The following is a 12,210-nucleotide window of genomic DNA, read 5'->3' as shown; positions in this document are numbered from 1 at the left end:
TTGGAGAATCCATTATGTCAGCAACAGAACACGACTCTCAGCTCAATGCACTGACCGAAAAAATGGTCGCTTGGCGCCGTGATTTACACAAACACCCAGAGTCAGGTTGGGTTGAATTTCGTACCGCGACACTCGTCGCTGAAGAACTCGATAAGTTGGGGTACTCCTTAGCACTCGGTCGCGACGTGATTTGTGAAGAATCGCGCATGGGAGTGCCCAGCGCCGAATTTTTAGCGGCACAAAAAGCGCGTGCGCTGCAGCAAGGCGCGTTAGAAAAATGGATTGATGCGTTTGCTGGTGGCTTTACTGGAATCGTGGCGACGCTAGAGACTGGCCGACCTGGTCCGACAGTGGGTGTACGCGTTGACATGGATGCATTGGACTTAGAAGAATCATCCGATTGCGCTCATGTTCCTGAGCAGTGTGGCTTTGCGTCGATTAATCATAACATGGCCCATGCTTGCGGGCATGACGGGCACACCGCGATTGGCTTAGGGGTTGCGCATTATTTAATCGCAAATAAAGCGCAGTTATGCGGAACAATGAAATTGATTTTTCAACCCGCGGAAGAAGGCACGCGCGGCGCTAAATCCATGGCGGATGCCGGTGTCGTCGATGATGTTGATTTGTTTATGGCGATCCATATCGGAACTGGTGTACCGGATGGTGAAGTGATTTGTGGCAGTGATAACTTTCTGGCCACGACCAAGTTTAATGTGGACTTTCATGGCGTGCCTGCTCATGCAGGCGGTAATCCAGAACAAGGCCGCAATGCCATTTTAGCCGCTGCTCAGGCGACCATTGGCTTGCATAGTATTAGCCGTCATTGTGATGGCGCCTCCCGCATTAACGTCGGCGTGTTCAACGGTGGAACGGGACGTAATGTGATTGCTCAGCATGCCCACTTACAAGTGGAATGCCGCGGCGAAAATAACGAGATCAATGATTATATGTTCGCGCGCAGCAAAGCCATTATTCAAGGTGTGGCGCAGATGTATGAAGTCGATTTTGATATCGATGTTGTGGGCGCCGCCCAGCGAAGTGTGCCGTCGCCGGATTGGGTGACGTTTATTGCCGATAAAGCGACAAGCTTACAGCGCTTTAAACAAGTGCATCATGAACTGAAAGGCTCGGCAGGATCGGAAGATGCGACCTACTTTATGGAGCGGGTTAAGCAACATGGCGGTCAAGCCACCTACATGATTTTTGGCACTGAGCTGGCTGCAGGTCATCATAACGATAAATTTGATTTTAATGAGTCGGTATTACAAAACGCCATGGTGTTGCTTTCACATGTTGTGATGGACGCAAAAGAGTTCGCTTAACGTTACGTGATTTGGCAGAGGGATGCTCAGTGTATTTGTCCCGGTTTTCTTAGAGAAGGAATGAGTATGTCAGCGACTAATAACACGATTTATCAATCACTTTGGCAGGACATCGATGATCATGCTGAGCGCTTAATTCAGCTGAGTCAGGCCATTTGGGGATATGCCGAAACGCGCTTTGAAGAGCACCAATCGTGTGCGGCAATAAAAAACTTTTTAGGCGCGCAAGGCTTTACGATTACCGCGCCAATTGCCGGCCTTGATACCGCCTTTAAGGCCACTTATGGGCAAGGGTATCCTAATATTGGCCTATTAGGAGAATATGATGCCTTGCCAGAGTTAAGCCAACATGCGCATGAAGCCCATCCGTCATGCCTTGAAGAGGGGGGGAATGGGCATGGCTGCGGTCATCATCTGCTGGGGGTCGCGTCTGTGGCTGCGGTTTTAGCAATTAAACAGCACATTGAAGAAAAACAGTTACCAGGTCGTGTGACTTTCTATGGTTGTCCGGCAGAAGAAGGCGGCTCTGGAAAAACTTTCATGGTGCGCGAAGGCGTTTTTTCCGATACAGACATCGCGATTACTTGGCATCCACAAACGTTTATGGGGGTATTTAACACACCAACTCTTGCTAATATCCAAGCGGATTTTCACTTTCATGGTAAAGCGGCTCACGCTGCTGCAGCCCCCCATGTCGGACGTAGCGCATTAGATTCCGTTGAACTGATGAATATCGGTGCGAACTATCTGCGTGAACATATTCCTACCGACTCGCGCATGCATTATGCGATAACGAAAACGGGCGGCTCTGCCCCGAATGTGGTGCAAGCCGACGCCTCTGTGCGCTATTTAATACGCTCTCCACGAGTTGCTGATGTTCAAGATATTTATGAACGTATTCAGCAAATAGCGCAGGGGGCAGCCTTGATGAGCGGTACCACCGTTAAGGTTGATTTCACGAAAGCCTGCTCGAGTTATCAACCTAATCGATATCTAGAGCAGTTAATGTCTACGCATATTGAACGTTTGGGGATTCCCGAGTATACCCATGAAGAATTTACTTACTTGGAGAAAATGCAGAAGACCTTAACCTGTGACGATATTAAAGCCAATATCGATCAAGTTCTGGCTGCTAATCGCAGTATAGCGCCGAGATCTCTGGATTATTTGTATCATTCACCAGTGATGCGCAACATCGTCGCTTACCAAGCCAGCTACGAACTTCTGTATGGTTCTACTGATGTGGGCGATGTGAGCTGGGTGGTACCTACGGTACAATGTTTAGCGCCTTGTTACGCCTTTGGCACGCCATTGCACACTTGGCAGGCGGTGTCACAAGGAAACACATCGGTTGGTTTTAAAGGCATGTTTGCCGCAGCAAAGGTGATGGCAGCGACAGGGTTAGACGTACTACTTAATCCTAGCCATGTTGATCAAGCCAAGCAGGAATTAACCCAAGAGCTTAAGCGTCATCCTTACGCTTGTCCTATTCCTAACGATATTCACCCAAAGCTTTAATGAAAACCAGGGTAATGGCGGATAGTACAGCAACTGACTGATCGGAGGCAGTAGTATTGCTATTTTTATATTGATAAAAAGTCGAAGTTCAACAAAGCTTATGCAATAGTATTGGCGTGAATGAGTCAACCGTTCACGCCAATTGTGTATTGACGAAAAGGTATCCTATGACTTCATCCTGTTTATCTTCTAAATTGCCTAACTGTCAAAAGTGCAAAAGTGATGAATCATTGCCGTTTGATTTTACTATGGCATTTCATCCGATCGTGAATTGTCAAACTCATGAGGTATTTGGTTATGAAGCCCTCGTTCGTGGGCTGAACAATGAATCGGCTTTTTCTATCATCTCTCAGGTGAATGATGATAACCGGTATTTATTTGATCAGCATTGCCGCATAAAAGCGATCGCACTCGCCGCGAAGCTAGGAATCACCTCGATGTTGAGTATTAATTTCTTACCTAATGCTATTTATAAACCCGAACGATGTATTCGCACGACGTTAGAAGCGGCCGAGCAATATGACTTTCCTTTAGAAAATATCATGTTCGAGTTTACTGAGAACGAAAAGCTACAGAGTAATCAGCACATCAAAAAAGTGGTTGAGTACTACCAAAAGCTCGGTTTTAAAACGGCGACTGATGATTTTGGATCGGGGTATTCGGGATTAACTCTACTTGCTGACTTTCAAACCGATATTGTCAAATTTGATATGGAGCTTATCCGTGGCATCGACAAAGATACCGTGCGGCAAACCATTTTTATACACAGCTTAGCCATGCTGGATAGCTTAAATATCACCGCGTTGGCAGAGGGGGTAGAAACTCTTGCAGAGTACTCCTGGATAAAGGCTCAAGGTGTTAGGTTAATGCAGGGGTTTCTATTCGCGAAACCTGGCTTTGAATGTCTCCCTGACGTGCAATTTCCGGATTGATTGCTCTGGTTTAACATTTGAAACGTTGTCGACGAAGATGCTTAAGTGTCGGTATTAAGCATCTTGAACCTCTTAGTAACACATTGCGAAGCCTTCCCTTAGTATTTGCTGACGATCGTGTTTAGCGCTATATAAATGTGATCTTATTCATAGTAACTCCTATTACTTTCTCGCGGCCTTCATCACTTCCTCTGAATTATCGAACAGAAAATATTGTTTATTTAATTGATTTTTATGTACTTAACATAAATTTCATGAGGCTGTTAAGTGTGTTTTCTGCGCAGCAAAGCGACGGATAAACGAGTTGACACATTTTGAAACATCATTAGAATGAGAATAGTTATCATTATTCTTGGTGTTTGTATTTATGTTTTTTGTTCCTTTTTTGATAATGCTGCGTGAAGGGTTAGAGGCTGCTTTGATTGTCGTATTAATCGCCAGCTACCTTAAAAAAACCGGTCAAAGTCAGTGGATGAATGCGGTATGGATCGGCGCGTTTAGCGCAGTAGCCTTGTGCCTGGGATTAGGGTTTTTTATTGAAGCAACCACCGGCGAATTTCCTCAGCAGCAACAAGAATTGTTCGAGGGCATTGTTGCTGCGATTGCCGTTGTTATGTTGACCTACATGGTTTTTTGGATGCAAAACGCCAGCAAAAATATAGGCAAAGATCTGCAAACGGCTATTGATGGCGCAATCAGTCAGCAAGATGGAAAAGCCAAAGCGCTCGTGATAATGGTGTTTTTGGCGGTAGCACGTGAAGGATTAGAGTCCGTTTTCTTTCTGATTGCGGCATTTTCTCAAGACGTCGGAGTGATGGCACCGCTCGGTGCGATGACAGGACTTATCACTGCCATCTTATTGGGGGGAGTGATGTATTTTGGCGGTGTGCGTTTGCCTTTGGCGGCGTTTTTCCGCTGGAGCGCTCTGTTGATTCTTTTCGTGGCCGCTGGCTTAGCAGCGGGAGCGATTCGTGCCTTTCATGAAGCAGGGATTTGGAATCATTACCAAAATATTGCTTATCATTTTGGTGCCATATTATCGACGCATAGCGTGACAGGCACTCTTTTACAGGGCTTGTTTGGTTATCAAGAAGCCCCGACGGTCAGTGAGGTGTTTGTTTACGGTCTGTATTTAATCCCCGCGTTAGCATGGTTTAGCCTCAACATGCGTCGTACTCGGACTGAAACGTCAACGCCATCCGATTAATTAACAACGGCAGAACACCAAACATAACGAGTACATTATAAAACCATTAACTATAAAACCATTAATTATAAAACATAGGAACGTTATTATGACACACCCTTTCAAACGTCTTGTCTTACCCGCGCTACTGGCTTCGTTTGCAGTGCACGCCAATGCCGCGAGTGACTCGGCTGCGTTAGTACAACCGATGACAGAATATAAACTCTATGTCATCGATGAAGTGCATGAGCTTGTCAACGATACCCGAGCGTTCACCCAAGCGGTGGAAAATGGTGATATTGCCAAAGCCAAATCACTGTATGCCCCGGCGCGTATTCACTACGAGCGTATTGAACCTGTTGCTGAGTTATTTGCCGATTTAGATGCCAGTATGGATGCCCGTGAAGATGATTATGAAAAAGGCGTGAATGATCCTAACTTTTCTGGTTTTCACCGTATTGAATACGCATTGTGGGCACAAAACTCAACGCAAGGAATGGATAAATTTGCCCAACAATTGATGAGTGATACCCAAGAGCTGGAAAGCCGCTTAACCAATTTAGCCTTTCCACCAAGCAACGTAGTGGATGGTTCTGCGGCGTTGATTGAAGAGGTGGCAGCAACCAAAATTAGCGGTGAAGAAGACCGTTACAGCCATACGGATCTTTGGGATTTTCAAGCCAATATTGACGGCGCGAAAAAGATTGTCGATTTGCTGCGTGAGCCTTTACAAGCAGAACATGCTCAGTTTCTTGCCAAAATTGATCGCAACTTTCAACGTGTCGATACCATTTTAGCGAAGTATCGAGAGGGCGACGGTTTTCAATCTTATGAAGCATTGTCGACGCAAGACCGTAAAGCATTGCAAGGCCCGATTACCGTGTTGGCTGAAGAACTTTCGCAGATGCGAGGCATGTTCGGACTGAATTAATCCAGTGAGTATTGACCATTGGATTTATCTAACTTGCTCTTATGAGCCACTCTAGCATGAGAGCGGGTTGTGTTTTTTGTAGAGGAAACACATGAAAAGACAATTACTAACACTTGGCATAACAAGCCTTGTCAGCATCGCCGTGCACGCTCAAGATATCCCACAAGTGCATATCGCGGTTACCGATAAAAAATGCGAGCCAATGAACCTCGAGGTTCCTACCGGAAAAGTACAGTTTATTATCAAAAATAAAAGCATGCGCGCATTAGAGTGGGAAATCTTAAATGGCGTTATGGTGGTGGCAGAGCGTGAAAATATCGCGCCGGGTTTCTATCAAAAAATGACAGTGAATCTTGAGGCTGGCCAATATCAAACCACTTGTGGGCTGCTGACAAATCCGCATGGCACGCTGACGGTGTCGGGTGAGCATGAATATCGCATCAAAGCTCAAGATTTAATTGCCATTGCGGCAGAGTATAAGTTTTACTTGATTCTTCAAACTCGTCAGTTACAAAAATGGCTCGATGGCGATGCAACATCCGTATCGGATTCGGTCAAACAGGCCTATTACAGCGTTAAAACCATGCTCCCAGCTTATGGTCAACCTAGCCCTAAAGATTACTTACAGCCTATGGCGAGAGCACAGCTCAAACAACAAGTGACAGCGTGGCAAACGTTAGTTAGACAAAAAACATTAAGCCTGATGCAATTGAATACCCAGTTAAGTGACATGCTCTTACAGAACATTAGCGATGATGGTCAATCGCAGGGGATCGATGCCAACGTAATGAAGTGGGTTGATGTTGTGACACCATTAGCCAAAAAAATCGATGCGCAGACGGCTCAAGCGTTGACCGATCAGATGCAGAGCTGGCATGAGCATCCGGATAAGACTCATCAACAAGCGTTTAGAAAGCAGATTCGTCAATTTATGCAGCGCTTGCAGCAGGAGAATGAATCATGAGCTGTCCCTTTCACTTTTTGACGAAAAGAAAAATGTCAGCTAGTGCTGAGCAGCAGCCTAGCCGTCGTCAGTTGCTCAAAGGTATGTTGGGTGCCGCTGGTGGCGCGTTGATGTATTCAGGTGCGGCGCAAGCGGCCGAGAAGGTAGCAGGAGGGGCTGAATCCAGAGCGGATGAGGCGACGACCTTCAGTAGCGAATTACACCAACAGCCTTTTTACGGATCGCATCAAAGCGGTATCACGACGCCGCAGCAAGCCAATGTTGCCCTAGTTGCGTTTGATGTGTTGGCGTTGAATAAAGCGGATTTAATCGATCTTTTTCACGTTCTAACTGAACGGTGTGAGTTTCTCACGCAAGGTGGCAAAGTAGCGGAACGTAACCCTCAATATCCACCATTGGATTCGGGAATATTAGGCCCTAACATTCATCCTGATAATTTAACGATAACGGTTTCTGTCGGCGCATCGTTATTTGATGAGCGCTTTGGTTTACAGCACTTAAAACCCAAGCACTTACAGACTATGCAAGAGTTTCCGCATGATGCACTAGATTCGCAATGGTGCCATGGCGATCTTATGCTGCAAATTTGTGCAAATAGTGCCGATACGACGATGCATGCGCTGCGCGATATCATTAAACATACACCGGCCTATTTGGCGGTGCGCTGGCGTCGGGATGGGTTTATTTCTTCCCATGCTGCGGCGTCCATGGGGCAACGCACTCCGATTAATTTATTAGGGTTTAAGGATGGTACGGTAAACCCTAGTCGAGATGATGAGTCGACCTTAAATAACATGGTCTGGGTGAACCATGAGCAAGAGCCGCAATGGGCGATAGGGGGGTCGTATCAAGCGATTCGTTTGATACGCTTCTTTGTTGAACACTGGGACCGCACTCCATTACAAGAACAGCAGACCATCTTTGGACGCGAACGTGATAGTGGTGCACCTTTAGGCAAGATGCATGAGCATGATGATCCTGATTATGCCTCTGACCCACACGGTAAACGGATTCCGTTGGATGCGCACATGCGCCTCGCTAATCCAAGAACGCCAGATTTTCCAGAGTTTCTTTTGTTACGGCGTGGTTACAGCTATTCGTATAGCACCAGTCCGTCAGGGCAGCTTGATGTCGGTTTATTATTTGTGGCTTATCAAGCTGATTTACAAAAAGGCTTTATTGATACCCAGAACCGACTGAACGGAGAGCCGCTAGAAGAGTATATTAGCCCATTTGGTGGGGGATACTTCTTTGCGTTGCCTGGAGTGCAGCAAGGTCAGTATCTCGCGCAATCATTACTTGAATCGGCGTAAAATATTGATTTATATTCTCATATAATATCGCCATAAAAAAAGCCCACTTTTGCATCATCAAATAGTGGGCTTTTTATTGTGTTCAGTGTTGATTAGCTATTTTGTTGGATACTGCTTAATCTTTTACGTAGTTTTTCATCGGATTGGAGCGCTCGCGCGATACCATTGAAGTCTTTGACCGATAACCCTGTGTCTTTGACAGCATTGACCATTTCTTCATTCGCCTTTTGGCGAATATTTTCCGCCGCGTCTTTATCTTTGGTTTGACCTAGTTTTTTGATCGCACGCTGACTGATCGTTTGCACAGATTGCTGCGCATCAAAAAATTGACCAAGCATATCATCAGAAATAGGCGCATGTTGTGCTTGCTGCTGAGATTGTGCTGCCGGCTGAGAGTCGGCAGCCATCGCCATACTAGAGGTTCCCGCGGCTAACACGGAAAAAAGAGTCATCAAGGCAAATTTGCGCATAGTGTGGTTCCTCATCATATCCGGCCTCTGGTTTTACCTTCTGTTAAAGGTGGGAGCGGATAGTTAAACAATCCCGCCTCACACTGAGGCGGGAGCTTGCCGTTTGGCAAATACTAAGACGTTAAGCGATTAGCCTTGTTGGATTTTCATTAGGCGCTCACGTAAACCTTTATCAGATTGAAGTGCACGAGCGATCGTGTTGTAGTCTTCAACAGACAGTCCTGAATCTTTAACCGATTCCACCATATTTTGATTCGCTTGTTGCTGAATCTTCTGCATCGCGTCTTTTTCTTCAGTTTTGCTGAGTTTAGAGATAGCGCTCTTACGGATCGTATTAACCGATTTTTGCGCTTCTACAAATTTAGACAATTGCTTATCTGACACGTCGACTTGTTGCTGCTGAGCTTTTGCTTGCGGTTGAGCCGTTTGTTGAGTGTCAGCAGCCATTGCTGATGTAGTAACGCCTGCACCTAGGGCTGTAGCGAGTGCGATTAACGCGAGTTGACGCATAGTGTAGCTCCTTTCTCATAGGTTTTTTCAAATACGCTTATACCATTGCGATAACTATGCCAACATGAAAAATATTTTTTAAATCATTGATTTTAAATGCATTTTATAGTTTTGACAAAAATATTGACGATCTATAGACAGACATTGTGTTTCTTTATGTCACACTTTAGGATTAGAAAGTGTGACATATTTACACAGTGTTCCCATTACCTTCGGGAGGTTATGTGGCTAAACGCAGACGACTGACGTTAGCAACTCGAATGCTAATACTGGTATTTCTACCGCTTTGGGCACTTTCAGGTGCCTCTATCGGGATTGGTACCTATTACATGGCCGAGCAACAAACACGCAAGCTTAAAGATGATATTAAGCTGATCGCTCGGGCAATCCGAGTACCGATTGGTGAAGCCATTGATAAAGGCGATTTGACCACGGTACAACGCACACTGGATGCGGTGTTTTCAATAGGGCAGGTCTATGGTGCATCGGTATACAATAAAAACGGTGAGCGCATTGCGGCGGCGGGTATTGCCCGCCACGATCAAGAAGACAACCCGTTAGCGGAGAAAATGCTAAAAGGTGGTGAAGATGGTGATGCATACCAGCATCAGGCCGGACGACGAGTTTACTCTCATTTTGTACCCGTGAATGATGGCGGTGCACAATTGCCAATTATGATCGAAGTAACACGACGCGCCAGTGATTTTTCTACTTCGGTCGACCGCTTAGCGTATTGGGCTTGGGGAAGTTGGGGCTTGGTGGGCTTTATTACCTTAATCATTGTGCTGTTGGGTTATCGTCAAGCGGCGGGCCGTGAAGTGGCTCAACTGACGCGCGTGATGGGCGATGTCGGACGCGGTCAGCTAAAATCTCGCGCGAAAGTACGTGGGGCAACCGAATTGGCAGGCATTGGTGAAGCTTTAAATCAAATGTTGGACGAGATAGAAGCGGCACAAGCCGCGATTGAAGCGCATCAAGCTCATGAAATTTCACTTAACCAGCGTTTAGAGCGTCAAGAACGGATGGCCGCATTAGGTCGGCTTGTGAGTGGCATTGCCCATGAATTAGGTGCCCCGCTCAACGTGATTGATGGACGTGCACGGCGGCTGGCGAAGCTCGATGACGACCCGAAAGGCGCCAGAGAGCTAGCCGCGATACGTGGGCAAGTTGCGCGCCTCACGCGCATTGTGCGTCAGTTACTCGATTTCTCGCGCAGTGGAGTGCAGTGGCAAACAGTGACCTTGCAAGCATTAGTTGCGAATGCCTTGGAGTCTGTGGGTTATGAACAGCAAGACACCGCACCAATCTATGCTATTGATATTCCGGAGTCATTGAAAGTGTGTGTTGATCCTGCTCGACTGGAGTTGGCTTTGGTTAATATTCTACGCAATGCCACCCAAGCAGCCCATAGCAAGGTGGGTGTGAGCGCGAGAGCCATACCAGAAACGTCACAATGGGAGCTCGATATATGGGACGATGGTGATGGTATTGACTCGCAACTTGAGGCAGAGCAACTTTTAGAGCCCTTTTTTACCACGAAACCGAAAGGCGAAGGTACCGGCCTGGGGTTGGCTATTGTACAAAATGTCGTTCATGACCATGGTGGCCATGTGACGTTAAGGCCGAGTCGAGAAGGTGGCTTACATGTGTCTTTATTGTTTCCAGAGGAGAATCCCTCATGAATATCTTACTTGTTGAAGATGACCGTGATCTAGCGGAACTACTCTACGAAGAATTGGAAGGCGAAGGGTATTCAATGACATCGGTAGCGTCTGCAGAGGAGGCATCAGCAGCGTTGGAGCACGACACCTTCGATTTGGTGATTTCAGACTTACGTTTACCCGGCAGAAATGGTATGACCTTAGTCCCTGAAATTAAGGCGATGAACAATGCGCCAGCGATTTTGCTGATTACCGCATTTGGGAGTGTGCAGCAGGCGGTGGAAGCATTGAAAGAAGGCGCTGATGATTTCTTAACTAAGCCATTTGATATGGATCACTGCTTGCTTACTGTGCAACGTTTACTTGAGCATCGTCAGTTGAAAAGCAAAGCCGAAGGAAGTCAGTTTTTCGGCATGCTGGGTGAGAGTTCTGCGATGCAGCATTTGTTTAAAAATATCCGTCAGGTTGCCCGAGCAGAGAGCCCAGTATTGATACTCGGAGAAAGCGGTACTGGTAAAGAATTGGTCGCCCGCGCCGTGCATCAACAAAGTGAACGTCGTCAGGGGCCATTCTTGGCGGTGAACTGCGCAGGGATACCTGGCGAATTATTAGAAAGCGAATTCTTTGGGCATGCTGCAGGCGCTTACACTGGCGCGAATAAAGCCCGCCAAGGGCTCATCCGAGAGGCTGAAGGCGGTACGTTATTACTCGACGAAATTGGTGAAATGCCTCACGCACTGCAAGCGAAGTTATTGCGAGTATTACAAGAAGGTACGATTCGCCCTGTGGGAAGCGATAAAGAAATCGCGGTCAATGTACGTATTGTAACCGCGACACATCGAGATTTAGAAACCCGTGTTCAGCAGGGAGAGTTTCGTGAGGATCTGTTCTTTCGTTTAGAAACGTTTACGCTGCAAGTCCCGCCACTGCGTGAACGCGGTTACGACATCGCGCTTTTGGCCCGTCAGTTTCTAGGGCGTCAGCAACAAGCGGGTAAAACGAATGCATTGCAATTGAGTCATGCTACTTGGCAACAACTGCTGAATTATCCGTTTCCTGGTAATGTGCGAGAGTTACAAAATGCGATGGAACGAGCAGCAATCTTTTGTGAGGGGGAGGAAATTTTACCTGAGCACTTACCCCAGCGTATTCGCAGCTCCGTCAATGTGAATACCACGGGACTGTTTGATTCACTCAACACCAGTACGTTACCGCCTTTGTTAACGATCCAAAAAGATTATGTGGGGTATGTACTTGAACAAACACAGGGTAATAAAGCGCAAGCCGCAGAAATCTTAGGAATAACAAGACGAACGTTATATCGCTGGTTAGAAGAAGCTGACCGCGTCGAATAAATGTTGCTGCGATATTATCTCACCTGTACGGTTACGTGTCTGCCG

11 protein-coding genes are annotated in these 12,210 nt (G+C 46.6%); 9 read left to right on the top strand and 2 right to left on the bottom strand.

All coding sequences use genetic code 11. The features are described 5' to 3' along the window. The first annotated feature begins 14 nt into the window (after positions 1–14). The 7 genes from OCU30_RS16895 to efeB all read left to right on the top strand — a co-directional run bounded on the left by OCU30_RS16895 (position 15) and on the right by efeB (position 8,169). Positions 15–1,325 (top strand): M20 family metallo-hydrolase, encoded by a 1,311-nt coding sequence (locus OCU30_RS16895; protein WP_077314801.1) that lies wholly within the window; start codon positions 15–17, stop codon positions 1,323–1,325. Positions 1,326–1,391: 66 nt separating this feature from the next. Then, the gene (locus OCU30_RS16890; protein ID WP_077314802.1) at positions 1,392–2,843 is read left to right on the top strand and encodes an amidohydrolase; all 1,452 of its coding nucleotides are present in this window, start codon (positions 1,392–1,394) and stop codon (positions 2,841–2,843) included. 167 nt (positions 2,844–3,010) lie between these two features. Continuing rightward, a complete protein-coding gene (locus OCU30_RS16885; protein ID WP_077314803.1) occupies positions 3,011–3,775 on the top strand; it encodes an EAL domain-containing protein in 765 nt (254 codons plus the stop codon). 367 nt (positions 3,776–4,142) lie between these two features. After that, positions 4,143–4,982, top strand: a complete 840-nt coding sequence (gene efeU, locus OCU30_RS16880; RefSeq protein WP_077314804.1) for an iron uptake transporter permease EfeU — start codon at positions 4,143–4,145, stop codon at positions 4,980–4,982. A gap of 88 nt (positions 4,983–5,070) precedes the next feature. Next, on the top strand, positions 5,071–5,892 hold the full coding sequence (gene efeO / locus OCU30_RS16875; RefSeq protein WP_077314805.1) for an iron uptake system protein EfeO: 822 nt from the start codon (positions 5,071–5,073) through the stop codon (positions 5,890–5,892). 91 nt (positions 5,893–5,983) lie between these two features. After that, positions 5,984–6,856: a cupredoxin domain-containing protein gene (locus OCU30_RS16870; protein ID WP_077314806.1), complete on the top strand. Its 873-nt coding sequence runs from the start codon at positions 5,984–5,986 to the stop codon at positions 6,854–6,856. Positions 6,857–6,888: 32 nt separating this feature from the next. Further along, positions 6,889–8,169: an iron uptake transporter deferrochelatase/peroxidase subunit gene (efeB, locus tag OCU30_RS16865; RefSeq protein WP_077315110.1), complete on the top strand. Its 1,281-nt coding sequence runs from the start codon at positions 6,889–6,891 to the stop codon at positions 8,167–8,169. Positions 8,170–8,261: 92 nt separating this feature from the next. Here the strand turns inward: efeB and OCU30_RS16860 are convergent, their stop codons facing one another. Beyond that, positions 8,262–8,639, bottom strand: coding sequence for a DUF4168 domain-containing protein (locus OCU30_RS16860; RefSeq protein ID WP_159439142.1), 378 nt, complete (start codon positions 8,637–8,639; stop codon positions 8,262–8,264). 129 nt (positions 8,640–8,768) lie between these two features. Further along, complete coding sequence (locus OCU30_RS16855) at positions 8,769–9,149, bottom strand: DUF4168 domain-containing protein (RefSeq protein WP_077314808.1); 381 nt, start codon at positions 9,147–9,149, stop codon at positions 8,769–8,771. Positions 9,150–9,373: 224 nt separating this feature from the next. Here OCU30_RS16855 and OCU30_RS16850 point away from each other — a divergent pair, with 224 nt between their 5' ends. Both OCU30_RS16850 and OCU30_RS16845 read left to right on the top strand, forming a co-directional pair. Beyond that, positions 9,374–10,831, top strand: a complete 1,458-nt coding sequence (locus tag OCU30_RS16850; protein WP_077314809.1) for a sensor histidine kinase — start codon at positions 9,374–9,376, stop codon at positions 10,829–10,831. Further along, positions 10,828–12,165, top strand: coding sequence for a sigma-54-dependent transcriptional regulator (locus OCU30_RS16845; protein WP_077314810.1), 1,338 nt, complete (start codon positions 10,828–10,830; stop codon positions 12,163–12,165). The genes OCU30_RS16850 and OCU30_RS16845 overlap by 4 nt, the downstream gene beginning before the upstream one ends. Positions 12,166–12,210 lie beyond the last annotated feature (45 nt).

The sequence above is a fragment of the Vibrio palustris genome, assembly GCF_024346995.1.
GTDB classification, from domain to species: domain Bacteria; phylum Pseudomonadota; class Gammaproteobacteria; order Enterobacterales; family Vibrionaceae; genus Vibrio; species Vibrio palustris.
This window is presented reverse-complemented; position numbering and strand designations above follow the sequence as displayed.

Bases quoted from the DNA above. Each gene is read 5' to 3' on its own strand.
- OCU30_RS16855 (WP_077314808.1), bottom strand. From the start codon at position 9,149: ATGCGTCAACTCGCGTTAATCGCACTCGCTACAGCCCTAGGTGCAGGC.
- efeB (WP_077315110.1), top strand. From the start codon at position 6,889: ATGTCAGCTAGTGCTGAGCAGCAGCCTAGCCGTCGTCAGTTGCTCAAA.
- efeO (WP_077314805.1), top strand. From the start codon at position 5,071: ATGACACACCCTTTCAAACGTCTTGTCTTACCCGCGCTACTGGCTTCG.
- OCU30_RS16890 (WP_077314802.1), top strand. From the start codon at position 1,392: ATGTCAGCGACTAATAACACGATTTATCAATCACTTTGGCAGGACATC.
- OCU30_RS16885 (WP_077314803.1), top strand. From the start codon at position 3,011: ATGACTTCATCCTGTTTATCTTCTAAATTGCCTAACTGTCAAAAGTGC.
- efeU (WP_077314804.1), top strand. From the start codon at position 4,143: ATGTTTTTTGTTCCTTTTTTGATAATGCTGCGTGAAGGGTTAGAGGCT.
- OCU30_RS16870 (WP_077314806.1), top strand. From the start codon at position 5,984: ATGAAAAGACAATTACTAACACTTGGCATAACAAGCCTTGTCAGCATC.
- OCU30_RS16895 (WP_077314801.1), top strand. From the start codon at position 15: ATGTCAGCAACAGAACACGACTCTCAGCTCAATGCACTGACCGAAAAA.
- OCU30_RS16860 (WP_159439142.1), bottom strand. From the start codon at position 8,639: ATGCGCAAATTTGCCTTGATGACTCTTTTTTCCGTGTTAGCCGCGGGA.
- OCU30_RS16845 (WP_077314810.1), top strand. From the start codon at position 10,828: ATGAATATCTTACTTGTTGAAGATGACCGTGATCTAGCGGAACTACTC.